20 protein-coding genes and 2 pseudogenes are annotated in these 23,795 nt (G+C 55.1%); 8 read left to right on the top strand and 14 right to left on the bottom strand.

Annotated elements, in window-relative coordinates; genetic code table 11:
- Positions 1–38 precede the first annotated feature (38 nt).
- The 3 genes from ampD to MIH18_RS04585 all read left to right on the top strand — a co-directional run bounded on the left by ampD (position 39) and on the right by MIH18_RS04585 (position 3,635).
- Positions 39–599 carry a 1,6-anhydro-N-acetylmuramyl-L-alanine amidase AmpD gene (ampD, locus tag MIH18_RS04595; protein WP_249008964.1) on the top strand — a complete coding sequence of 187 codons (561 nt, stop codon included), beginning with the start codon at positions 39–41 and terminating at the stop codon, positions 597–599.
- Positions 596–1,489 (top strand): regulatory signaling modulator protein AmpE, encoded by an 894-nt coding sequence (ampE, locus tag MIH18_RS04590; protein ID WP_249008393.1) that lies wholly within the window; start codon positions 596–598, stop codon positions 1,487–1,489. Before ampD ends, ampE begins: the two co-directional genes overlap by 4 nt.
- Positions 1,490–1,607: 118 nt before the next feature.
- Complete coding sequence (locus tag MIH18_RS04585; RefSeq protein WP_249008394.1) at positions 1,608–3,635, top strand: methyl-accepting chemotaxis protein; 2,028 nt, start codon at positions 1,608–1,610, stop codon at positions 3,633–3,635.
- 13 nt (positions 3,636–3,648) lie between these two features.
- On the opposite strand, the gene cysG is transcribed toward MIH18_RS04585, so the two are convergent.
- The 4 genes from cysG to MIH18_RS04565 are packed head-to-tail and all read right to left on the bottom strand — an operon-like array spanning position 3,649 to position 7,905.
- Entirely contained in the window at positions 3,649–5,109 is a 1,461-nt protein-coding gene (cysG, locus tag MIH18_RS04580; RefSeq protein WP_249008395.1) for a siroheme synthase CysG, read from the bottom strand.
- Positions 5,110–5,133: 24 nt separating this feature from the next.
- On the bottom strand, positions 5,134–5,757 hold the full coding sequence (locus tag MIH18_RS04575; protein ID WP_249008396.1) for a phosphoadenosine phosphosulfate reductase family protein: 624 nt from the start codon (positions 5,755–5,757) through the stop codon (positions 5,134–5,136).
- Positions 5,754–6,263 (bottom strand): DUF934 domain-containing protein, encoded by a 510-nt coding sequence (locus MIH18_RS04570; protein ID WP_249008397.1) that lies wholly within the window; start codon positions 6,261–6,263, stop codon positions 5,754–5,756. Before MIH18_RS04570 ends, MIH18_RS04575 begins: the two co-directional genes overlap by 4 nt.
- A complete protein-coding gene (locus MIH18_RS04565; RefSeq protein ID WP_249008398.1) occupies positions 6,247–7,905 on the bottom strand; it encodes a nitrite/sulfite reductase in 1,659 nt (552 codons plus the stop codon). Before MIH18_RS04565 ends, MIH18_RS04570 begins: the two co-directional genes overlap by 17 nt.
- Before the next feature lie 261 nt (positions 7,906–8,166).
- On the opposite strand from MIH18_RS04565, the gene cysD reads away from it, so the two are divergent.
- Together cysD and cysN are read left to right on the top strand one after the other, a co-directional pair.
- Positions 8,167–9,084, top strand: coding sequence for a sulfate adenylyltransferase subunit CysD (cysD, locus tag MIH18_RS04560; RefSeq protein WP_249008399.1), 918 nt, complete (start codon positions 8,167–8,169; stop codon positions 9,082–9,084).
- Positions 9,084–10,583, top strand: a pseudogene (gene cysN, locus MIH18_RS04555) (sulfate adenylyltransferase subunit CysN); the annotation flags it as partial. The gene cysD and the pseudogene cysN, both read left to right, overlap by 1 nt.
- Before the next feature lie 196 nt (positions 10,584–10,779).
- Here the strand turns inward: cysN and MIH18_RS04550 are convergent.
- The 4 genes from MIH18_RS04550 to MIH18_RS04535 form a co-directional block, all read right to left on the bottom strand.
- A complete protein-coding gene (locus MIH18_RS04550) occupies positions 10,780–11,358 on the bottom strand; it encodes a cob(I)yrinic acid a,c-diamide adenosyltransferase (RefSeq protein WP_249008401.1) in 579 nt (192 codons plus the stop codon).
- A 46-nt stretch (positions 11,359–11,404) separates the two neighbouring features.
- Complete coding sequence (locus MIH18_RS04545) at positions 11,405–12,436, bottom strand: 2-dehydropantoate 2-reductase (RefSeq protein ID WP_249014047.1); 1,032 nt, start codon at positions 12,434–12,436, stop codon at positions 11,405–11,407.
- Positions 12,437–12,438: 2 nt separating this feature from the next.
- Positions 12,439–15,291, bottom strand: a complete 2,853-nt coding sequence (locus MIH18_RS04540) for a valine--tRNA ligase (RefSeq protein WP_249008403.1) — start codon at positions 15,289–15,291, stop codon at positions 12,439–12,441.
- A gap of 256 nt (positions 15,292–15,547) precedes the next feature.
- On the bottom strand, positions 15,548–16,459 hold the full coding sequence (locus tag MIH18_RS04535) for a PhzF family phenazine biosynthesis protein (protein ID WP_249008404.1): 912 nt from the start codon (positions 16,457–16,459) through the stop codon (positions 15,548–15,550).
- Between the two features lie 147 nt (positions 16,460–16,606).
- Here MIH18_RS04535 and MIH18_RS04530 point away from each other — a divergent pair, with 147 nt between their 5' ends.
- Entirely contained in the window at positions 16,607–17,470 is an 864-nt protein-coding gene (locus MIH18_RS04530) for a LysR family transcriptional regulator (RefSeq protein WP_249014046.1), read from the top strand.
- Positions 17,471–17,502: 32 nt separating this feature from the next.
- Here the strand turns inward: MIH18_RS04530 and MIH18_RS04525 are convergent.
- The 5 genes and pseudogenes from MIH18_RS04525 to MIH18_RS04505 all read right to left on the bottom strand — a co-directional run.
- Positions 17,503–17,730: pseudogene (locus tag MIH18_RS04525) on the bottom strand (DNA polymerase III subunit chi); the annotation flags it as partial.
- A gap of 112 nt (positions 17,731–17,842) precedes the next feature.
- Positions 17,843–18,259 carry a HepT-like ribonuclease domain-containing protein gene (locus tag MIH18_RS04520; protein ID WP_249008406.1) on the bottom strand — a complete coding sequence of 139 codons (417 nt, stop codon included), beginning with the start codon at positions 18,257–18,259 and terminating at the stop codon, positions 17,843–17,845.
- Positions 18,241–18,654, bottom strand: a complete 414-nt coding sequence (locus tag MIH18_RS04515) for a nucleotidyltransferase domain-containing protein (RefSeq protein WP_249008407.1) — start codon at positions 18,652–18,654, stop codon at positions 18,241–18,243. The genes MIH18_RS04520 and MIH18_RS04515 overlap by 19 nt, the downstream gene beginning before the upstream one ends.
- An 89-nt stretch (positions 18,655–18,743) precedes the next feature.
- Positions 18,744–19,274, bottom strand: coding sequence for a DNA polymerase III subunit chi (locus tag MIH18_RS04510; RefSeq protein WP_249008408.1), 531 nt, complete (start codon positions 19,272–19,274; stop codon positions 18,744–18,746).
- A complete protein-coding gene (locus MIH18_RS04505) occupies positions 19,261–20,754 on the bottom strand; it encodes a leucyl aminopeptidase (RefSeq protein WP_249008409.1) in 1,494 nt (497 codons plus the stop codon). Before MIH18_RS04505 ends, MIH18_RS04510 begins: the two co-directional genes overlap by 14 nt.
- Before the next feature lie 178 nt (positions 20,755–20,932).
- Between MIH18_RS04505 and lptF the strand changes: the two genes are divergently transcribed.
- Both lptF and lptG read left to right on the top strand, forming a co-directional pair.
- Positions 20,933–22,087: an LPS export ABC transporter permease LptF gene (lptF, locus tag MIH18_RS04500; RefSeq protein WP_249008410.1), complete on the top strand. Its 1,155-nt coding sequence runs from the start codon at positions 20,933–20,935 to the stop codon at positions 22,085–22,087.
- Entirely contained in the window at positions 22,074–23,135 is a 1,062-nt protein-coding gene (gene lptG, locus MIH18_RS04495) for an LPS export ABC transporter permease LptG (protein WP_249008411.1), read from the top strand. The genes lptF and lptG overlap by 14 nt, the downstream gene beginning before the upstream one ends.
- Here lptG and MIH18_RS04490 read toward each other — a convergent pair.
- Complete coding sequence (locus MIH18_RS04490) at positions 23,132–23,665, bottom strand: RDD family protein (protein WP_249008412.1); 534 nt, start codon at positions 23,663–23,665, stop codon at positions 23,132–23,134. The two genes, lptG and MIH18_RS04490, sit on opposite strands and share 4 nt — an antisense overlap.
- Positions 23,666–23,795 lie beyond the last annotated feature (130 nt).

The following is a 23,795-nucleotide window of genomic DNA, read 5'->3' as shown; positions in this document are numbered from 1 at the left end:
ACTCTGTGTTTACCCAAGCCTCTGAGACGGCAGCCACACTGCGCGCAAGCGGCAGAATAGATGCAGCCTTTTGGCGACCGTCTCCTAATTTTGGTGCGCGGCCCGCGGCCAGCCAGGTAAGCCTGATTGTTGTGCACTGCATCAGCTTGCCTCCGGGCCAGTTCGGGGGCCCTGAAATTGAAGATTTTTTCTGCAATCGGCTAGACATCGAGGCCCACCCGTATTTTCAGTCCATCGCCACAATGACTGTTTCAGCCCACCTGTTGATACGCCGTGATGGCACGCTTATCCAGTTTGTTAGCCTGCTGGATCGTGCCTGGCACGCTGGCTGTTCCCGTTTTCGCGGCCAGAACGAGTGCAATGATTTTTCCATCGGCATTGAGCTTGAAGGCAGTGACGATATGCCTTATACCGAGGCTCAATACCAGGCATTGTCCGCTGTTTGCCAGCAAATTATGGCGGCCTGGCCAGACATTGGCGTTGACGAGATTACGGGCCACAGCGACATTGCGCCGGGGCGAAAAACCGATCCCGGGCCGGCGTTTGACTGGTCGCGGCTGCATCAAAGCCTGGCGAAACCCACAAAGGACAGATTATGACCCTGCTTGCATTTGTGCTGGCCTACCTGCTGCGGCGACGGCTGGACAGTCGCGATCAGCTCGATGGCCATCAGCTATGGCGCAGCTGGTTTGAAGGTGTGGGGCAAGGCCTGCCGCAAAGCCTTTCCCAACGGATGAGTGCGTTGGCGCCGTTACTGGCGGTGGCTATTCCGACCGCCGTGGTGTGGCTGGCACAGAGTTACTGGCAGCGCCACCACTGGCCCCTGGCGGGTTGGTTACTGGAATTGTTATTGCTTCTGCTGTTGCTGGGTATGCCAGGCTGGCGTCAGTTTCTGGAAAATTACGCCCGGGCATGGCGCCGTGGTGACATGCAGGCAGCTTGGCGCTATATCCAGCACCTGCTCCCGGCGCATCAGCGCGGCGCAGCGCTATCGCCTGAAACCATGCAACTGGCACTCTCTGAAGCGTTAATGGCGCAAGTATTCTGGCGTTATTTCATGGTGCTGTTCTGGTACGCGGTGGGCGGCATTTCTGCCGCGGTGCTGGCCAGCGGCCTGGTGGCATTGGGGCAGAGCTGGCCGTTAGCCGGGCGTGACCAGTGTGAGCGTTGGCGCGAGTGGGGCGGTTGGTTGCCGGCGCGGCTGCTAGCGCTGACCTTTGGCCTGGCCGGTGACTTGGCCGGCTGGCTGCGGCAACGGCGCCAAGCCCGCGGTCACTGGCGATTGCCAGTAGCAAAGCTGCTGGTCGCCACTGCCGATGGCGCTTTGACCGGTTACGCGCTGGACCCAGGCCGATTTTCCTCATTACACCCGCAAGACTGGCAGAGCTATGGTGAGCGTAGCCTGAACGCCATCCGCGATCTGCTTAACCGCAGTATGCTGATATGGCTGTGTCTGCTGGCATTGATGGTGATTGCGGGCGTGGCTTAGCCGAGTGCGGGGCATACTGTTACATTTCCTGACAAAAAAAAGCTCAGGTTTTTAAGATTTTGGACGACACTCAAGCTGAATAATAAAAAATTCAGAATTTGATAAAGCGGCGAAACACGTGAAAAAATTGATTGCTCCAGCCATTGCGCTGATGAACCGGCTGCCGATGATTTTTAAATTCAGCCTCATTAGCTTCCTCTTTTTGCTGCCCATTGCCGGGCTGTCCTGGCTGGTCATGACCCAGCTTAACCATTCCGTGGCAATCACGACCAACAGCAAGGCTGGCTTGACACAGCTAGAACAGGCCGATGAACTACTGCGCCGCGCCATGGACTATCGCGATTATCAAGCGGTAGCTGCATTCCGCGACGATAAGGAACTGCATGCCCGCGCAGACCAAGCGGCTGCAGCTGTGGATGCCGCATTTAGTCGCTTGGGTAGTGTTGCACCCGAGTTTGATCGCGGCGGCGTATGGGCTGCCCAAGTGGGCCAGTTGCGCGAGGCCTGGAATACTCTGCGTAGCAAGCAGGTATTCCATAATCGATTTGACGCCCAATTCACCTACAATCAGGAGTTTGTGCAAAAAGCATCGACCCTGTTACCCGCCACCATTGAACTGTCGGGCCTGGCGCAAACTGATTCGCGGGAAAATCTGGTGTTGTTGAAGTTATTAGGCGACTCTTTGCCAGAGGCTCGCAGTGCGATCGGTCAGGCTCGATCCTATGGCATTTACGCGTTGCTGGAAGGGCAATTAAGTTATGATCTGGGCGATCAGCTGAATCGAATTTATGATCACTTGACCAATCAGGCGTCTTTGCTCACGCCGGCGTTGACGGTGGCGCAGGAAGCGGCGCCTGTGCTGGCAGCCCAAGCTGCTGGTGTACAGAAAGTCAGCGCCAGCGTGCTGCAAACCCAAGCTTTTGTGGACACCAACGTACTGACTCCAGTGCGCCTTGAGATGAGTTGGGAAACCTATGACAGTGCTCTGAGCGGGTATTTGCTGGACCATCAGCGCCTTGGCGCTGTGGCGTTTGGTGGTTTGTTACAAAATCTGGGTGATCGTCTCCACTTCGAAACCACTCAACGAATGCTGATTATCGTTTCGCTGCTGTGCGTGTTGATGCTAGTGGTGTATCTGTACATTGGATTTTTCATATCAGTACGCACCGCCATAAACCGTTTTGCCGATTCGGCGCGGCAAGTGGCGTCGGGTGATATGACAGCGCGCATCGAACTTAGCAATCGTGATGAACTGGGTGAACTTACTGGCGAGTTTAACAGCATGACCGATCGCATCGCCAGCCTGATCCGCTCGGTGGGTAACACCACCGCAGAGGTAGATCAGCAGGCGAGCCGGGTGAATGCTACGGCGGTAGCAACCAGCGATGCAGTGAGTCGGCAGATGCACGAAAGTGAACAGATTCAAGAGGCTATGAGACAGATGACGGGTGCGGTCAATGAAGTGACCGAGAGCGCCCATCGGGTAGCTGATAGCGCCGGAGCTGCCGAAAAAGATACCGAGACCGGACGCCAGACTGTCGCCGACTCGGTGACGACAATTCACCAGTTGGCGACGGAGATTTCCAGCGCTGTAGACGCGATTCACCGGGTCAGCTCTGACAGCAGCGACATCAGCAAGGTGCTGGTGGAAATCAAGGCTATCGCCGAGCAAACCAACCTGCTGGCGCTGAATGCGGCCATTGAAGCGGCTCGCGCCGGCGATCAGGGCCGTGGTTTTGCGGTCGTAGCCGACGAGGTGCGGTCGCTTTCTCAGCGCACTCACAAATCCACCGAAGAAATCGAAAAGATGATCTCGCGTCTGCAGAGTGGCGTTAAAGGGGCGGTTGCCGCAATGACAAACAGCCATCAGGTGACTGAAGCGACCGTACAAAAATCTGCGCTGGTGACTGAGGCGCTGGACCGCATTGCTGCCGGTATTTCGACCATTGTCGATATGAGTCAACAGATCGCCCAGGCGGCAGAGGAACAATCGGCGGTCACCCGTGACGTTAATACCAGCGTGGCGCAAATCGGCGAACTGGGCTTGGCGACAGCGCAGAACGCCCGGGGCACGTTGGAATCGTCCCAGGAAATGTCACAGCGAACAACGTCGCTGCAGCGACTGGTAGAGGCCTTTCGGGTCTAGGAGTGAGAGTGGCTCAGGCCACGTTCGCCTCAGTAAACTTGGCCTCGCTGCGCACCATGCCCAGGGCGTGGGTGATGTTGTCGCTGGGCGCAGTCTCACCAAACCAAGCCAGCTTTTTGTAAAGGCGTACTACGTTACCCACAATAATCAACGCGGGCGCCGGCAGTTGCGCCTGCTCCTGTTTGGCGGCGATATCGGCTAAAGTACCAATCAGCACTTTCTGGTCGACTGCGGTACCGCGGGAGACAATGGCAATCGGTGTATCCGGCGCCCGGCCATGAGCCATCAGGCCGGCACTGAGTTGCGGCAGTGTGTGCAGTCCCATATAGAACACGACCGTTTGATTGGGCTGTATCAGTTCTTTGTAATCAAGGTCTTGTTGTCGATTTTTTAACTGGCCGGTAACAAACTTGACTGACTGGGCATAGCCCCGGTGGGTCAGTGGAATGCCGGCGTAGGTCGAACAAGCGCTGGCGGCGGTAATGCCCGGTACCACCTGGAACGGTATGCCATGGGCTTTTAGCTCTTCCAGTTCTTCACCGCCGCGTCCGAAAATAAACGGATCACCGCCTTTAAGCCGCACCACCCGCCGCCCCAGTTTGGCGTGTTTTACCAACAGGGCGTTAATGTCGTCTTGGGGCACCGTGTGATGATCGCGACGCTTGCCGACGTAAATCAGATCGGCGTCGCGCCGGCACAAATCCAGCACCTCTGGCGATACCAGATTGTCGTAAAACACCACGTCAGCCTGCTGCATCAGACGCAGAGCCTTAAACGTCAGCAGCTCCGGATCACCCGGGCCAGCACCAACCAGATACACCTCACCGGTTTTATGGCCGGCGTCGCCCCGGTTGATGGCCGACACCAGCATGGATTCCGCTTCGTCATGGCGACCGGAAAACACCTTTTCCGCAATTTGTCCTTCCAGCACGTTTTCCCAAAATTGACGACGGTCATTCAGCGAATTGAAACGCGCTTTAACTCGATCGCGAAAGCGCCCGACCAAGCCACCCAGGCTGCTGTAGCCTTTGGGGATCAGAGTTTCCAGCCGTGCTCGTAGCAGCCGGGCCAGCACCGGTGACTGCCCGCCGGAGGTGATGCCAATCACAATTGGCGAGCGGTCGACTATGGCCGGAAATATGAAGCTACACAGCTTTGGCGTGTCTACCACGTTGATGGGAATATTTCGCGCTACGGCCTCGGCGTGAACCTGAATGTGCAATTTGGCGTCGTCGGTGGCGGCGACCACCAGAGTTTTTCCCTCCAGCAGGTCGCTGTGATAATCCCCCAAAATGATCTCGTCTCGGTCATCGGCCAGCAGAGCCCGAAGTTCGTCATCGACGGCGTGGGAAACCACGGTCAGGCCAACACCTGCGCGTTTGAGCAGGCGAGCCTTGCGCAGGGCAATATCACCACCGCCCACCAGCAACACCTGGCGATCGTTCAAATTAAAAAACAGCGGTAAAAAATCCACGGCAGCCTCCCGGAGTGAGCAGTATCAGAGCCTGGTGTGTAACCCGCACTCGCGGGTTTCCAGAGCTTTGGTGGGATCGAAATAATCGTGTTCGTCGGGCAACTGGTGCGCGGCCAGGTAGGCATCCAGATCGGCGCTGGTCAGATTGAATAAAGGCGCTACCTTCACAATGCCGCTTTTGCTGGTGGAGACGATGTCCAGCGATTGGCGAAAGTCGGTTTGGTCTTTGCGGATGGCGTTAAACCACACATCCGGCTGAATTTCTGCCAGTGCCCGAGCAAAGGGCTCCAGCTTCACCTGGCGGGTAAATTCCTCGTGCAGCGGCTGGTCAATCTCGGGTATGCCCTGCATCAGCACATTGCGCCGGGCAGCGGTTTGCTGCGGTATAAACGTGCGCACATTCAGCTTCAGCTGGGCAATCAGTTTTTCTGCAAAGCGATAGGTTGCAGAGGTGTTGTACCCCGAGTCAATCCATATCACCTGAATGTCCGGCCGGGCTTGAACGGCCATGTGCAGGATCACGGCCTCGTAAGGACCGAAGTTGGTCGTGACGACCGGATTGCGCGCCTGCGTTAAGGCCCACGTTATGATTTCTTGGGGCCGGTTACTGGCAAGCTGTTGGTTGGCCGAAGCCACATTAAACGTCATGGTGTCGATGTCCTTTGACTGAAAGCCGGCCGCGGATCCGCCGCCGTACCCTGATAATTCACGCTGATCTCGGAAAATGCCTGAAGATGATCGGTTTGGAAGCGCTCGTCATTGATGGCAAAGGCGTTGAATCCGGAGCTTTGCATCAGCGCCAGGCGATCGCGGGTAACATGGCCCAGAGCTCGAATTTGCCGATTAAAACCGCTACGCACCAACTGGCGGGCGATGCTGAATCCGCGGCCATCGCGAAACGTTGGGAATTCGACGGCAATCAGGTCGAGTTGGCTGTGGTCGGCGTAAAGCGCCGCCAGGTCATCATCGCCATTTACGATCACGCCCAGCGGGCTGTTGCGCTGCTGCAGCGCTTCCCGGTGTTGCCGATACCAAACGAGGGGCACAGCAACAGGCCCATTTTCGGGTAATAATGAACCCTCGTCGAGAGCCGCCTGACCAAGTAATTGCCAGGGGTCTTCGGTCACAATGCGCTGGTTAATGAGCAGTGGCATACACACGTTCCTTAAAGGGTTTGATGCCCACACGTTGCACTACCTGCGCAAACGATTCGTCTTCGCCGCGCTGGTCAACGTACACGGCCAGAATTTTTTCCACGGTGAGAGCAACGTCGCTCGCCGGTACCGACCTTCCTAGAATCTTGCCTAGGCGTGCGTCTTCTTTGGAGGACCCGCCGAGTGAAATCTGATACCAGTCTTCGCCCTTTTTATCCACGCCCAGAATGCCGATGTCGGCGACGTGGTGATGGGCACAAGCGTTGATGCAACCAGACATGTTCAGTCGGATTTCGCCCAGATCGTACAGATGATCCATATCGTCAAAATGCTGATTGATCTGGTCCGAAATGTTCAACGTGCGAGCGTTAGCCAGCGAGCAAAAATCGAACCCCGGGCACACAATCATGTCGGTCAGCGTGCCAATGTTGGAACGCGCCAGATTATTCGCCGCCAACGCCTGCCATACAGCGTAAAGGTCACTCTCGCGCACGTCGGTCAGCACCAGGTTCTGGTGGTGGGTGGCGCGAATTTCGCCAAAGCTGTAACGATCGGCCAGGTCTGCGACCGCATCCATCTGAATGTCGGTGATGTCGCCAGGGGCTTTCAGGTACGGCTTCAGAGAAACAATGGCAACGCGGTAACCATCAACGCGGTGAGCCACAGTGTTGTGGCGGTACCAGGCGTTGAACTCGATATCGGCTGCCAGCGAAGCACTTAAAGATGTATCAGCGGCGGCGCTGGCGTCGTAATCAGGTAGGGTAAAAAACGATCTGGCTCGGGCAAATTCGGCATCGGTGACTGTCAGCTCTCCATCGCGGGTATGGGTCCATTCTTCCTCGACCATGCGGCGGAATTCGTCGGGGCCCAGAGCCTCCACCAAAATCTTGATGCGCGCCTTATACTTGTTGTCGCGGCGGCCTTTGAGGTTGTACACCCGCAAGATGGCGTCCAGATACGACAACAGATGCTGTTTGGGCAGGAACTTACGAATGCTCTTGCCGATGATGGGCGTGCGGCCCAGTCCACCGCCGACCAGTACTTCAAAGCCTATTTCGCCATCGGCGTTTTGCACCATTTGCAGGCCAATATCGTGCACCTGGGAGGCTGCGCGATCTTCCGTTGCGCCGGTGACGGCAATTTTGAATTTCCGCGGCAGGTAAGCAAATTCCGGATGCAGGGTGGACCACTGGCGGATAATTTCGCAGTAGGGGCGCGGGTCTTCAAGTTCGTTTGCCGCTACACCGGCGTAGGGATCGGTGGTGGTGTTACGAATGCAGTTGCCCGAGGTTTGAATGGCGTGCATCTGCACCTGCGCCAGCTCCGCCAGAATATCTGGTACCGCAGCTAACTCTGGCCAGTTGAACTGAATGTTGGTGCGAGTGGTGAAGTGGCCATAGCCGCGGTCGTAAGTGCGGGCAACGTGGGCCAGCTTGCGCATCTGGGTTGATGATAAAAGTCCGTAAGGGACAGCCACACGCAGCATGGGAGCCTGGCGCTGAATGTAAAGGCCGTTCATCAGCCGTAGCGCAGAAAACTCATCCTCCGGCAGTTCGCCGTTCAGAAACCGGCGGGTCTGGTCGCGAAATTGCTCCACCCGTTCGTCGACCAGTGTCTGGTCAATCTGATTGTACTGATACATGACTGTTTCACCGACTTGTGTAAGTTTCTGCAGTTATCATACGCAATGCTCTTTATTCTTTATAATGATATTTATGGATTTTGATATTCATATATCGAATATAAAGCTCACGTTGATGAGACTTTCATTATTCTAAAAAAGAATAAACAAACGTTTATTTATTCTTTTAAAATCTTATTTTCCTTTGTGATACTGCATGGCTCATCCAGCCGGTGGTATCCGCCGGCCTTCTAAACCGTCGATTTACGCAGGCCGCCGTTAATGACTTCTTTGCCAGAACGCCGTCTTACCCACCTGAAGCAGCTGGAAGCTGAAAGCCTCCAGATTATTCGTGAAGTCGCTGCGGAGTTTGACAATCCGGTGATGCTGTACTCGGTGGGAAAAGACTCGGCGGTCATGCTTCACCTTGCCCGCAAAGCGTTTTTCCCGGGCACCCCGCCGTTTCCGTTGTTGCACGTAGACACCACCTGGAAATTCCGTGAAATGATTGAATTTCGCGACCGCATGGCCACGCAGTCGGGCATGGAGCTGCTGGTGCACATCAATCAGGAGGGCGTAGACATGGGGGTCGGGCCTTTTTCCCACGGCTCGGCCACGCATACCGACATAATGAAAACCCAGAGCCTGAAGCAGGCGTTGAACAAGTATGGCTTTGACGCCGCTTTCGGCGGTGCCCGCCGTGATGAGGAAAAATCCCGCGCCAAAGAGCGAGTGTTCTCATTCCGCGACAAGCATCACCGCTGGGACCCGAAAAATCAGCGGCCGGAGCTGTGGAATCTGTTCAACACCCGCATCAACAAGGGCGAAAGCATTCGCGTATTTCCGCTGTCTAATTGGACAGAACTGGATATCTGGCAATACATCTTTCTGGAAAGCATTCCGATTGTGCCTTTGTACTTTGCAGCCCTGCGGCCAGTGGTTATCCGCGATGGCATGATGATCATGGTGGACGATGAGCGCCTGCCTCTGAACCCGGGCGAAGAGCCGGAACTGCGTAAGGTCAGGTTCCGCACTCTGGGTTGTTACCCGTTAACCGGGGCGGTGGATTCCGACGCCGATACGTTGCAGGAGATTATCCAGGAAATGCTGTTAACACGAACCTCCGAGCGTCAGGGGCGGGCGATAGATCGCGATGGAGCGGGCTCTATGGAAAAGAAAAAAATGGAAGGATACTTTTAATGAGCCACCAGTCTGACTTGATTGCCGATGATATCGAAGCCTATCTGCACCAGCACGAAAACAAGGAACTGCTGCGTTTTTTAACGTGCGGCAGCGTAGACGACGGCAAATCCACCCTGATTGGACGGCTACTGCACGACTCCAAAATGATTTATGAAGACCAGCTGGAGGCGATCCACAACGACAGCGCACGGATGGGTAATGCCGGTGACGAGCTGGATTTGGCGTTGCTGGTGGACGGCTTGCAGGCCGAGCGCGAGCAGGGCATTACCATTGATGTGGCCTATCGTTATTTCTCGACCGCCCGGCGTAAATTCATCATCGCCGACACCCCGGGCCACGAACAGTACACTCGCAATATGGCCACTGGCGCCTCTACCTGCGACCTGGCCATTATTTTGATTGACGCCCGCCACGGCGTGCAGGTGCAAACCCGCCGCCACAGTTTCATTGTGTCGCTGCTGGGGCTGAAGCATACGGTAGTAGCGATCAACAAAATGGATTTGGTGGATTACAGCGAGGAACGCTACGAGCAGATCAAGGCTGATTATCTGGCGTTTTCCAGTCAGCTGGACTTGCCAGACATCCAGTTTGTGCCTTTGTCGGCGCTAAAAGGCGACAACGTGGTCAATCGTTCAGAGTTCATGCCCTGGTATCGGGGGCAGACGCTGATGGAAACGTTGGAAAGCGTGGAAATTGTCCGCGACCAGAACTTCGACACGCTGCGTTTTCCTGTGCAGTACGTGAACCGCCCCAACCGGGACTTCCGCGGTTACTGCGGCACCCTGACCGCTGGTGTGGTTCGCCCGGGTGACGACGTAACGGTGTTGCCGTCCGGTAAGTCATCAAGAGTGAAATCCATCGTGACTTACGACGGCGAGCTGAGCGAAGCCTTCCCGCCGATGTCGGTGACCTTGACGCTGGAAGATGAGGTTGATATTTCCCGAGGCGACATTCTGGTGCACAGCAAAAAGCTGCCGCAGACGACGGATCGCTTTGATGCCACGCTGGTCTGGATGGCTGAACAAACGTTGGTACAGGGTAAAACCTACGACATACAATTGCTCACCGGCCGCGTGGCTGGCGCCGTTACCGCCGTTCGCCACCAGATCGATGTGAATTCGCTGCAGCAGACCGAGGCGAGTACTCTGGCGCTGAACGAAATCGGCCGTTGCGAACTGACATTGGAGCAGCCAGTGGTGGCGGATAACTACAAGGAATTCCGCGGCACCGGTTCGTTTATTGTGGTGGATCGCTTAACTCACACCACAGTGGCAGCGGGTATGATTCTGCCCAGCGTGCAGCAGCAAGGCCAAACGCTGCATCACACCCCACAGGTAACGACAGCGCAAAAAGCCCGGCGATTTGGCCAGCAGGCCGCGGTGGTGTACGTAAAAGGCGAAGCAGACGCTGCTCGTACGCTTATTTACACTCTGGAAAAAGTGCTGTTCGATAACGGCCGTGCCGTAGCAACGCTGCAGCACGACAATCTGCAATACAGCGAAGGCTTTAAAGCACCGTTGGCTCTGGCACTCAAAGCCAACGGACTGCTGGTGCTGACCGACACCGACACTGGCCACAGCGACCTGATTTTAACGCTGGCGAATTTGCCAGCGCAGGGCGGTCAAGTGGCAGCTGCACTGGAGCAGCTGCGCGAGCACAAAATCCTGTAAACGCGGTGCTGTTTCCAGGGTGCTATTTCTTCGGGGACAGTTCATCGCGGCTGGCCTTCTTCTGTTCCCACAGAATTTCCTCCGCGCCCTCGCGCCGTGCCAGCACGCGTGAGGCAACAAATAACAAATCAGACAAGCGGTTTAAATACTGTCGCGCCAGCGGATTAATAGAGTCTTCATGACTGAGAGCTACCACAACGCGCTCGGCACGACGGCACACAGCGCGGGCCATGTGACACTGAGCCGCGGCTGGGCTTCCACCGGGCAGAATGAAGTTTTTCAATGGTGGTAACGGCTCGTTTAAGTCGTCCAACAAGCCTTCCAGCCAGGTGATGTGCTGCTCGCTGATGACGATGCTACCTGGAATCGCAAATTCACCACCCAGGTCAAACAGGTGATGCTGAATGCGGCGCATGGGCTCAAACAGCGTATCATCGCTGTCCAGCATCTCAACCAGCAGGCCCATGTGACAGTTCAGTTCATCCGCCGTACCCATGGCCTCAACGCGCTGGGCGCTCTTGGCAATGCGGTTACCATCGGCCAGACCGGTAGAGCCATCGTCTCCGGTGCGGGTGTAGATTTTTGACAGGCGGTTGCCCATGGAACTCTCCTAATTGGTTAAAACGCTAGCCCGATTGGTTGAAATTCTAAAGAGATTTTACTCGCTGAACCAACATTTGGTTTACCGGTGTGGCAATCCCGTGTCGCTGCCCGCACTGCACAAGGTAACCATTTATAAAATCGATCTCGGTTTTACGCCCTGCGTTTGCATCCGCACGCATCGACGAGGTGTTACGGGCCGTGCTTTTGGCGATCGCCTCAATCCGCTCCCGCAGCGCTTGCGGGGTAGCACGCTCACCGGTATCGGCCTGCAGTAAAGCAGTGATTTCGGTGCATAGCCCGTCAATCGTCTGCCGATACAGCGGCGCGTCCACTATGGCGCCATTCGGGCAGTCCAGTAGTGCGGTAAACGCATTAATTCCGGCGTTGACCATCAGCTTTTGCCACAGTCGCGGCACAATACTGTTTTCGGCATGTACCTGTAATCCGGATTGTGCCAGCCGCTGAACCACTGATTCAGTAGTGGCAGAGGCAGAGTCCGTAAGCGGGCCCACCCAGGTGTCACCGACTCCGGCATGCACCAACACATCCGGCTCTGGTCGATTGGCCCCCTCGGTGGAACTGGCCGCCAAAATCGGTCGATCCGGCCAGCGTTCGGCTACCGCTTGCTGGCTGCCCAGACCGTTCTGGAAAAGAACAATAGGTGTGTCCTCGGCAATATGCGGCAGCCAACCCTCTAAAGCCGGAAGTGTATCGCCAGCTTTAGTGGTTACTAGTAGTAATTCGACACCAGCAGCCGAATGAAGCCACGGCAGGCGTACAGAAGTACGCGCATCACCGGCGCTCGGCGAAGCCGTCAGGCCGGCCTTGCCGAAACCTTGCGCAGCCATGGATGGCGGAGCAGAGCGTACAAGGACGTATTCACAGCGTGTTTCGGGAAGGCCTTCCTGACGACTGAAGTTCCCCCCAAGCTCAAGTTCAGAAGTATTCCCCGAGAGCCGAGGCAAAAACCCACAATGCGAAGACGGCAAAAGGGCGGCCCATAGCCGCCCCATTGAACCCGCTCCAAGAATGGCGATCTGCCCGCCATCCCTGAAACGCTTAACTCCCGCAGTCATGCCTACATGGCCTCAATGTCAGCACGCTGCCGCTGCAAGCGAGCCAAATTGCTCTGAAACTCGGTGAGCTTCTCCTGCTCCTTGGCAACAACTTCCGCCGGTGCCTTGGCGGTAAACTTCTCATTACCCAGCTTGCCTTCCAACCGGCCAATCTCTTTGCCCAGGCGCTCCAGCTCTTTATCCAGTCGCTTAAGCTCTGCATCCTTATCAATCAGGCCGGCCATGGGCACCAGCACTTCCATATCGCCTACCAGTTGCGTGGCGCTCATGGGCGCCTTGTCGCCCTCAAACCACTCCAGACTTTCCAGCTTCGCCAGCGAGCTCAAGAATTGGCGGTTTTCATGCATCCGCCGCTGGCCTTCGGCGCTGTTGCCACGGAATAGAATTGGAATCTTCTTTGCCGGGGAAATATTCATCTCGCCGCGAATATTACGCACCGCCACAATCACGCCCTTCAGCCATTCAATATCCGTAACCGCCTGATCATCTTGGCGGCTGTTATCCGCCTGCGGGAACGGCTGCAGCATAATGCTGTCACCGGATTTGCCTGCGAGCGGCGCAATGCGCTGCCAGATTTCCTCGGTGATGAAGGGCATAATCGGGTGGGCAAGACGCAAAACCGTTTCCAGCACACGTACCAGTGTACGGCGGGTGCCACGCTTGGCTTCAGCACTGGCGCTGTCGTCACTCAGTGACGGCTTCGACAGCTCCAGATACCAGTCGCAGTATTCGTTCCAGATAAACTCGTACAGCGCCTGTGAGGCCAGATCAAAGCGGTACTGGTCCAAATGGCGGGCCACATCCTGCTCGCACTGCTGCAAAGCGCTGATAATCCAGCGGTCGGCCAACGACAGTGCCACCGGCTCACCGTTCACGCCACAGTCCTCGCCTTCGGTGTTCATCAGCACGTAACGGGCGGCGTTCCACAGCTTGTTGCAGAAGTTGCGGTAGCCTTCCAGACGCTTCATGTCCCAGTTGATGTCACGGCCGGTGGTGGCCATGGCCGCCAGAGTGAAACGCAGGGCATCTGTGCCGTGGGCCGAGATACCTTCAGGGAATTCTTTTTCGGTCTGTTTGGCAATTTTCTTGGCCAGCTTCGGCTGCATCAGGTTGCCGGTGCGCTTTTCCAACAGCGGCGCCAGGTCGATGCCGTCGATCATATCCAGCGGGTCAATCACGTTGCCTTTGGATTTTGACATTTTTTCGCCATTTTCGTCGCGGATCAGACCGGTAACGTAAACGGTTTTGAACGGAACCTGGGGGGTGCCGTCTTCATTTTTCATGAAGTGCGTGGTCATCATGATCATCCGCGCAACCCAGAAGAAAATGATGTCAAAGCCTGTCACCAGAACGTCTGTCGGATGAAAGGTCTTCAGCCGTTCGGTGATCTCCGGCCAGCCCAGAGTGCCGAATGTCCAAAGGGCAGAGCTGAACCAGGTGTCCAGAACGTCATCGTCCTGTTTTAGCGAAAAATCGGCTACCAGACCGTGCTTCTGGCGCACCTCGTCTTCACTGCGGCCCACGTAGATGTTGCCCTCGGCGTCGTACCAGGCCGGAATCCGGTGGCCCCACCACAGCTGGCGGGAGATACACCAGTCCTGAATGTCGCGCATCCAGGAGAAGTACATGTTCTCGTATTGTTTGGGTACAAACTGGATGCGACCGTCTTCAACCGCTTCAATCGCCGGCTTGGCCAGAGTTTTGGCATCGGCAAACCATTGATCCGTCAGCATCGGCTCGATGATCAGGCCGGAACGGTCCCCACGGGGCACGCTCAATACGTGGTCTTCCACCAGCTGAACCAGGCCAGCAGCATCCATATCGGCCACAATCTGCTTGCGCGCGTCTTCCCGAGTCAGCCCGGCGTAGGCGGCGGGCAGGGAAGCGTCCAGATCGGTATTTTCAGTGCCGTCGCTGTTAAATACTTCGGCTTGCGGACGAATGTTGGCGTCCTGTGTTAGCACGTTCATCATCGGCAGGTTGTTGCGTTTGCCCACGGCGTAGTCATTAAAATCGTGCGCCGGGGTAATCTTCACGCAACCGGACCCTTTTTCCGGGTCGGCGTGATGGTCGGCAATCACCGGAATGCGGCGATTCACCAGCGGCAGCATCACGAACTTGCCAATCAAATGCTGATAGCGCTCGTCGTCCGGATGAACGGCTACGGCAGTATCACCCAGCATGGTTTCCGGGCGGGTGGTGGCAACAACCAGATAGTCTTTACCATCCTGCGTAGTGGCACCGTCAGCCAGCGGATAGCGCAGGTGCCAGAAAAAACCTTTCTCTTCTTTGTTTTCCACTTCCAGATCGGAAATCGCGGTGTGCAGCTTTGTGTCCCAGTTAACCAGGCGCTTGCCGCGATATACCAGGCCGTCTTCGTAAAGGCGCACGAACACTTCCTGCACGGCCTTATAGAAACCGTCGTCCATCGTAAAACGCTCAGTGTCCCAATCCACCGAGTTACCCAGCCGGCGCATTTGGTCGGTAATGGTGCCGCCAGACTCTTCCTTCCATTCCCATATCCGCTTAATGAACTCGTCGCGGCCCAGATCGTGGCGGGTTTTGCCTTCTTCCGCCGCCAGTTTGCGTTCAACCACCATCTGGGTGGCAATACCGGCGTGGTCACTGCCTACCTGCCATAGTGTGTTATGGCCCTGCATGCGCTTGTAGCGGGTGAGGGTGTCCATAATGGTGTGCTGGAAAGCATGGCCCATGTGCAGGCTGCCGGTCACATTCGGCGGCGGAATGGCGATGCTGTAAGACTCGCCTTCACCGCTGGGGCGGAAGTAGCCTTTAGATTCCCAGTTGTCGTACCACTGGCGCTCGATGTTTTCTGGCTGGTAGGTTTTTTCCATGGGTTTTGCTGGTGACCGTATTGATGAATTCGAGGGGAAGATTTTAGGCGTTCGATTATACATGGTCGCCCACGGTCGGGCCATGAGAGTGCTTAGACTGGCATATCTGAAAAAGATCGCAAAACCGTCTGTAAACATCCCTGTTTTAGTTGCACCGCTGATTATACATCCGCGCCTCAATACCCAGAGCACGTAGCTGCTCGATGCGAGATCGGCAGGCTTGTCGCACTTCGGCGGTTTTATATTCCGCCAGACTCTAATAATCGATATTGAGACTTCTCGAAACCTTGCCGTGCCCGCCCGCCATCAGACCCTGAATTTTTTCATTTTCGACGGAAAGTTCCACCGTGATCAGACTGGGTGATACTGGCTCCATGAATTTGCCCTGTTCGATTAAAAACGTACGTTTGTTAATGTGTAGGTGATCGTGGAGGACGCAAGCGAGAGGCCCCGCAGCCATGCCCGTAGCCGACTCCTCGCTAATGGCATAACGCGGTGCGAACATTCGAGTTGTCGCGTCTTTTTCGGTTGCATGGTTATCGGTTGTGAATATGTAGTACCCGATAAGGTCCAGTTTTTCACTGATGACCGAGATGAGGTCGAAGTCAGGTTTTACGCTACGCAGCGTTGCTCCATCCTTTACTCCAACAACAATAAAGCTGTTTCCAGTGTTCACTTGCATGGGGCTGATGCTGATGTCCAGATCGTTCTCAGTCAATCCCAGAGATTGTAGGACTTGAGCAACCGTTACGGCATCTTTTGTCCAGTCGTCGGGCATGCGATATTTAGGTGCCAACTGCTCCATATAGGCAGCACCGTCTTTGATTAATATTTTGCGTGGGCCATCAACGGTTTCTTTTGATGTTTCTCCTTCAGCAATACGCCCAAGTTCTGCAAGATAGGAAAATGTTGCAATGGTTGCGTGACCGCAATGGGCAATTCGACGGTTGGGTGTAAAGAAGTCGAGTTTAAAGCCCTCTGTATCCGATGATGAAACGAAAGCCGTTTCAGAAAGCCCTATTTTTGCGGCGATAGAAAGCATTTCTGCTTCGTTAAGTTCGCCGGCGTCGAGCACGACGCCGGCAGGGTTGCCGCCCATGCCGTCTGTCACAAATCCTTTGATAATGTGGGCTTCGATCGTTTTAACCGCGATTGTAGAATAGTTCATGTTAATCTCCAATACTGATGACTTCGGTAGTACTCATACGCCTAACTTATGGCGATTATCCTGAAATTGGAACTCATATGCGCATGAGAAATTCTCATTAATACGGATCGAAAGGAAACCCTCACCAAACTCGTTAATTCTTCCCCAATGCTCGCTGCGATCGGGGAAAAATTAAGCTTTACGAAAGCAGCTGAGCGGCTGGGTGTGGACCAGTCGGCGGTAAGTCACAGAATCAGATCATTGGAAGATGCGCTGGGTCATACTCTATTTGATCGCACCACGCGCAGGCTGCGATTAACCGAAATCGGAGAAATTCTGTGTCATGCGGCGATTGATAGTATGGCGAGCTGGGATACAGCGCTTGATAAGCTTGAGCACAGCCGATCAACCGACTTAATCCGGCTTTCTCTGTCATCTTCACTGGCAATGAAGTGGTTAATTCCGGCTTTGCCGAATGCGCACGCACTGAATCTGAAGCTGTCCTTAGACGTGCAGGAGGAAACCGTTGATTTCTTGATAAACGACGCCGATGCTGCGATCCGATTTGGGCCAGGCCCTTATCCTGGTTTACATTCGTCGTACCTTACCCATTGCTGGATGCAGCCAGTGGCTAGTCCAGGCTACCTTGGTGATGGAGTCAGTGATGCAGGACTTCTGGAAAAGCCAGAAACTGTTTTTCTTGGTGATCGTCGTGGTGAAATCGATGAGACTGATTTTAGCTGGGATTACTATTTTTCCACCATTGGTTCGAGAAGGGACGGTTTTAATCCCGACTATCAATTTGATCGCGCCGACTTGATGCTTCAGGCGGTTATTGGCGGAATGGGTGTAGGCTTGGGTCGAACTCTTCTCCTCGAAGGAGATGTCGAGGCTGGTTACCTCAAGATGGTAGGGCCATCAATCCGTATGCGGTCAGGTTATTGGTTGGTTTGTGCGTCCAGCTTTGCTGAAACGGATCGATTTAGAAAGTTACTTGACTGGATCAAAAGTGAGATCAAAAAAATAACGTGAAAGTCAGTGGGCGGTTCTGCGCCGCCCTGTGCTCAAAGTTGTCTTTGGTCGTGAACTCGTGCCTCAATGCCCAATGCATGTAACTGTTTGAAGTGGGACCGGGCCTGAACCAAAACCACCGAATCATTCTGAGCAATCAATGCCAAGCGCTTAAATTGGTCGGCGTGAGACGGTAGTTCAGTGCAGAGAATAATCACGGTATCCCAGTCTTCGGCGGCTGGCGGGTGCAGCGGAATGCCGACGGGGTCTTTTCAGGGCGTGCAGATTGAGTGCTGCTGGATGTTCAAGTGGACCTTCTGATACCTAGTGACCTTCCTCCTCGGTTTAGGGCATCGGTAATCAGCGAGGCCAGGCCAGTTTGAGCAGCCAACGTTACTCAATAAGATCTGAAAACACCTTGGCAAACGCTCTGAAATCACCCAGGTGGTACTGGCAAATTGCAAACACGATTTCCCAATTCACATCATCGTAGTTGTGAACCATCACGTTTCGGAAGCCAACCGATTTTCGCATTCTGATAGCAAGATCGTGCTCAATTACGCCGGAGTTGGCAAGAGCGTCGAATGCCTGCCCCATAGTTTTGGGTGCGGTTGATTCGCTATGTCCGGCGAGCCAGTGGGAGGCGATGTCTACGCTCATTTGCACGGCGCGGGTGAGGTTCAATGAGACGATGTCTTGCGCATCAAGGTCTGTCAGTAGTGTTTCCACGTTGTCAGGAAGCTTTAATTCCACACGCTGGATGCAACGCCGAAGCGATTCCAGTTTCTGAGCTACGAGTTGTTCATCCATGTGTGTCGCCGCCCTTCGAGTATGCGTTTTTGGTAGGGTACAAAATCTTCGTTTTCCATAATGTTCCGGTATATCAGGTCGCCCCACAGGTGTCTTTTTCCTACCACTTGTATGCCACTACTCACGATTTGGTCCAGAAGGGGCTGGCCTGCAGTACGCAAGTCAATCAAGTCTACAGGCCGATTAAAAGCCAGGGCTATGGCCTCGGTTAGGGCGATGCGCTCATTTGCTACCAGCGCTTTGTTGGCCTGTACGGCTACATCAATGTCGCTGTCTGGCCGCTCTTTGCCCAGAGCCATGGAGCCAAAAAGAGCCGCAACCCGGATATTGGGGAAATGGGTGAGTAACTCGCGGAGCTTTTGAATGGTTGAGTTCTCTGGCGGTTTAGCTGCCATATTGTTCATCCTGTGAGCGCTTCTCACTTAATTATAACAGATGTGTGGCTGCGGAGGCGGCGCGATATCTTGGGTTAAGTCCGCCAGGTTCAACCCTGCCGCTGGTCGTGAACTCTTGCCTCAATCCCCAAAGCCCTTAACTGTTTAAAGTGCGCGCGGGCCTGATCCAAAACCACCGGATCATTCTGAGCTATCAATGCCAAGCGCTTAAATTGATCGGCGTGAGCCGGCAATTCAGTGCAGAGGATGATTACGGTATCCCAGTCTTCGGCGGCGGGCGGGTGCAGCAGGATGCCGACGGGGTCTTTGCAGGGCGTGTTGGCTTCGGAAATTACACTGTGGGGAATGAAGGCATCCGGGCTGAAGTTCCACAGCAGGTCGTCCAGTTCTTGAGCGTGTTCGAGGGTGTCGCACACAATGCCCACGCGGTCCCCTTGCTGCCAGGCTTTGTTAACCAGTTTGGCGGCGTGCAGATTGCGTGCGGCGGGGGTGTCCTGGCGCAGGATATGGAACCAGTAGCGCTGGTTTTTATCTTCCTGCCCAATCTCCGGTGAGGGAGCACCGGCAGCAGCGCTGCCGGTTTCCGTAGTGTGCACAGCAGGCGGCTTATTTGCCGGCATGAGACATCAGGTATTCGACCAGCATGGGTACCGGGCGGCCTGAAGAGCCTTTGGCTTTGCCGGAATGCCACGCAGTACCCGCGATGTCCAGGTGGGCCCAGCGGTAATCTTTGGCGTAGCGGGCCAGGAAACAGGCCGCGGTGATGGTGCCGGCGGGACGTCCGCCGATGTTTGCCATATCCGCAAAGTTGCTATCGAGCTGGCTCTGGTACTCTTCCCACAGTGGCAGGCGCCAGGCTTTGTCGTTGGCGCGGTCGCCGGCGGCCAGCAGTTCGTTAGCCAGGTCATCGTTGTTGGCCAATAAGCCGGTGGCGTGGTGGCCCAAGGCGATGATGCAGGCGCCGGTGAGCGTGGCCAGATCAATAACCGCAGCCGGGTCAAATCGCTTCACGTAGGTCAGGGCGTCGCACAGTACCAGACGGCCTTCGGCGTCGGTGTTGAGTATTTCAACGGTCTGGCCAGACATGGTGGTAACAATGTCGCCGGGGCGGCTGGCGCTGCCGTCGGGCATGTTTTCAGCGGCTGCGATGACGGCCACCACGTTGAGTTTTGGCTTAATTTCAGCGATAACCTGCATGGCGCCGAACACCGCGGCCGAGCCGCCCATGTCGTATTTCATCTCGTCCATGCCTTCGCCGGGCTTGATGCTAATGCCGCCGCTGTCGAAGGTGATACCTTTACCTACCAACACGTGGGGTTTGTCTTTGGCGTTGCCGCCGCGGTATTCCATGATAATAAAGCGCGATGGCTGGCTGCTGCCTTTGCCCACGGCCAGAATGGTGTTCATGCCCAGGTCAGCCATCTGGTTTTCGTCAAGAATTTCGGTCTTGATGCAGTCGTGATCTTTCGCCAGTTTTACAGCCTGTTCGGCCAGCCAGACTGGGTGGCAAATGTTAGGCGGTGTATTGCCCAGGTCGCGGGTAAAGTTCATACCGCGGCCGGTGGCCAAGCCCAGGTTAAAGGCGTCCTTCTCGGCTTTGCCGCCAGCAGAGGCGGTTACGGTTACTTTATTCAGCTTGCGCGCAGCAGGCTGCTCGCTCTTATACTGGTCAAACGTGTACAGGTGCTCTTCCAGGCTGCGGCCGATCAGGCTCAAGCGAGCTTCTTCAGAGGTCGTTGCGCTGTCGCCGGTTAGCTGGGTGTCAGCCAGGGCCACAATGGCATGTTTTGAGGGGCCGTCTTTCAGAACGGTTACCGCAGCAATTAAAGCTTTGCGATAGTTGGCCGGTGTGCGGCTGTCGTCATCGCCGGTGCCGACAATGCACAGGCGCTGCCAATGGCTGTCGGTCAGCGGAACAGTCTGTACCGATGCGTTTTTGCCATTGATGTCGCCGGCGCTTTGCAGCTTGCCAATCAGACCATCCAGAGCCTTGTCTGCCGCGTTGGTGCTGGCGGGCCATTCGCCTTTTTGCGGTAACGCCAGTACAAGACAGTCAGCGCTGATGGTGTCCAGGGCTTTGCTGCTTAAGGTAAAATTCATGGCAACTCCTGTTAGTGATTCTTTTATACGGATTGGGTATGACTACTAGCATTGGGGCAATGCGATGAATTATCAAGCATTGGCGCGGACTTATGGCTAGCTTGCTGGGCGCGGCGTGGCCCTGTCAATCGTCTGCAAGGTTACTTAGAATAGCCGCTGCTGGCGTTTTCCTCCATCAATGGGCGCCGTTACCGGCTCGGCCAGAGAGACCGCTTTGACTATTATTTTTCGCTATCTCATTCGTCAGGTCATGATCAGTATGATTGCTGTGTCCACCATTCTGCTGATGGTGTTCATGAGCGGGCGCTTTTTAAAGTATCTGGGTAATGCGGCAGAAGGTGAAATTTCTGCGGGTGTGCTGTTTTCAGTGATGGCCTATCGGTTTCCCGGTTTTTTAGAACTGATTTTGCCCTTAGGTCTGTTTATTGGCATTTTATTGGCCTACGGCCGCATGTATCTGGAAAGCGAGATGACCGTGTTGCTTGCCTGCGGCGTCAGTGAAGGCGATATTTTGCGCCAAACCCTGATTGGCAGCTTGCCGGTGATGCTGGTAGTGGCTGCCATGAGTCTTTATGTATCGCCTTGGGGCATGAAACAGGTCGAGGAGATATTCAACGAACAGCGCAAAGCCACCGAATTCGAACTATTGGCGCCCGGGCGCTTTCAGGACTTTACCTCTGGTGGGCGAGTGACTTACACCGAAGGGCTGAGCGACGACAAGCGCGAGCTGCAGGGTGTATTTATTGCCGAGTTTGGCAAGAATGGCGAAGGTTTGACCATAATCACCGCCGAAACGGGCACCCAGTTGGTAGACGCCCAGACAGGAAGCCGTTTTCTGATTTTGAAAGACGGCGGGCGCTACGCAGGCAACGCCGGCCAACTGGATTACAACACCACCGAATTTGAAGCTTACGGTCTAAAAATTGTCAGCGGCAAGAGTGGTACAAAAGAGCTGGAAGAAGGTCTGAGTACCGAGCAATTGATGAAGTCTAACGACCCGCAACAGCGAGCGCTGCTGCATTGGCGTTTTTCGTTGCCCTTTATTGTGCCGGTGGTGACCCTGCTGGCGGTTCGGTTGAGCCGGGTAAACCCGCGTCAGGGCCGGTTCTTCCATCTATTGCCTGCGATGTTGGTGTATATCACCTATCTCGGCCTATTGATTGTGGCTCGTGATGCGCTGGCCGAAGGCAAAGTGCCAGAGTGGATTGGCATGTTCTGGGTGCACGGATTGTTTTTGGCTCTGGGGCTTTGGCTGCAGTTCGGCCCGGCCTGGTTGCGAAAGCGCCGCTTACAGCGTGCAGAGCTTGCGGGGTCTACCGATGCAAAAGATTGACCGCTATGTGATGAAAACCGTTGGCGGCGCCATGTTTTTGGTGATGGTGGTGGTGCTGTCGCTGGATTTGATTTTCGCATTTATTGCCGAGTTGGACGGCACCGCCAATAACTATCAGACCTTAGATGCTCTGTGGTATGTGTTTCTGACGCTGCCGCGACGAATTTACGATTACTTGCCGTTAGGCGCGTTTATGGGCTGCCTGGTGGGATTGGGTTCGATGGCCAGCTCTTCCGAGCTGACGGTTATTCGCGCCGCTGGCGTTTCCATAAAGCGCATTGTCTGGTCTGCCATGAAACCGGCGCTGTTTGTGGTGCTATTGGGCGTGGGTATCGGCGAATACCTGGCGCCGCCGGCGGAGCGCATGGCACAAAGTGGAAAAGCCGTTGCGCTGGGTGCAGGTAGCAACGTGGCCGCGGCGTCGGGTTTGTGGCATCGCGAAGGTAATGTATTTATTCACATGAACGCCGTGCAGCCCAGTGGTGTGCTTTTTGGTATTTCCATGTTCCGCTTTAACGAGCAGCGCCAGTTGTTAGCCGCCAGTTTTGCCGAGCGGGCGATTTACCAAGGCGATCACTGGATTCTTGAAAACGTACAAACCACCAAGCTGGCAGAGCAGGGCACCACCCGGGTGACTCATGACCAGCTGCGTTGGGAGTCTGGTTTGTCACCCAGCGTACTGAGCGTATTGATTGTAAAGCCAGAGAACCTGGCGATGACCGGCCTGCTGACTTACGCCCGCTATCTGGACGAGCAGGGCTTGAGCGCATCGCGCTATTGGTTAGCGTTTTGGAAGAAGACGTTAATGCCACTGGGAACCGCGGTGATGGTGTTAGTGGCAATTTCGTTTATCTTTGGCCCTCTGCGCTCGGTCACCATGGGCTTTCGGGTGTTTACCGGTCTGTTGGTAGGCCTGTCGTTTAAGTACATGCAAGACTTGTTGGGACCAATGAGCGTGGTCTACGGTTTCGAACCCATTCTGGCGGTACTGGTGCCTATCGCGGTGAACGCTGGCATTGGTATTTTACTAATGCGTCGTGCAGGTTAGAGTTTCTTCTTTTCGACCTCAACGACAACGCTGTCTGACATTCGGTCGGTCAGCGACAGCCCGTTAATGGGTACAAACAGAGTAACGATCACAGGAATGGAAAATAGCAAGCTGACAGCGCCCAGGTAGAAGCCTGCCAGTAATGCCAGAAACACAACAGCGGCCGCCGTCACATAACGGCGCAGAGCCTGACTCCAGCTCACCGATACGCCGTCCAGATTCTGAATGCGCACCCGCCACACCTGCATTCCAAGTGTTTGACCCATTTTGGTCCAAAAATAACCGAAGAACAGGTATAGCACCAGAAACAGGGTAAATGTCAGGCCCGGGCCGCCTTTAATCTGCCCAGCAGCTGCCATTTGTTCGTATTTTTCCCAACCGGTTAGCTGGCCGGCGATTATGGTGTATATCCAGGTGGCAACCAAGAGCACGGCAATGCTGATGAGTGCGTCGTAAGTAATGGCCAAGCCACGTTTCAGTCCGGTTGCCGGCGGCAAAAGCACGTCAGCATCGTTAAAGCGTTTGGGCATGCGGTCTCCGGTGATGTTTCACGTTTTTCAGGGTGTTGGCGTGTGCTAGAGTATCCGATTTGTACAATCATGTAAGTATCCGAATTCAATCGCGAACCTGGCGCAGTTTTCGTCGGGTTTATGGAAAGGT

The sequence above is a fragment of the Marinobacter sp. M3C genome, from assembly GCF_023311895.1.
Lineage (GTDB): Bacteria > Pseudomonadota > Gammaproteobacteria > Pseudomonadales > Oleiphilaceae > Marinobacter.
This window is presented reverse-complemented; position numbering and strand designations above follow the sequence as displayed.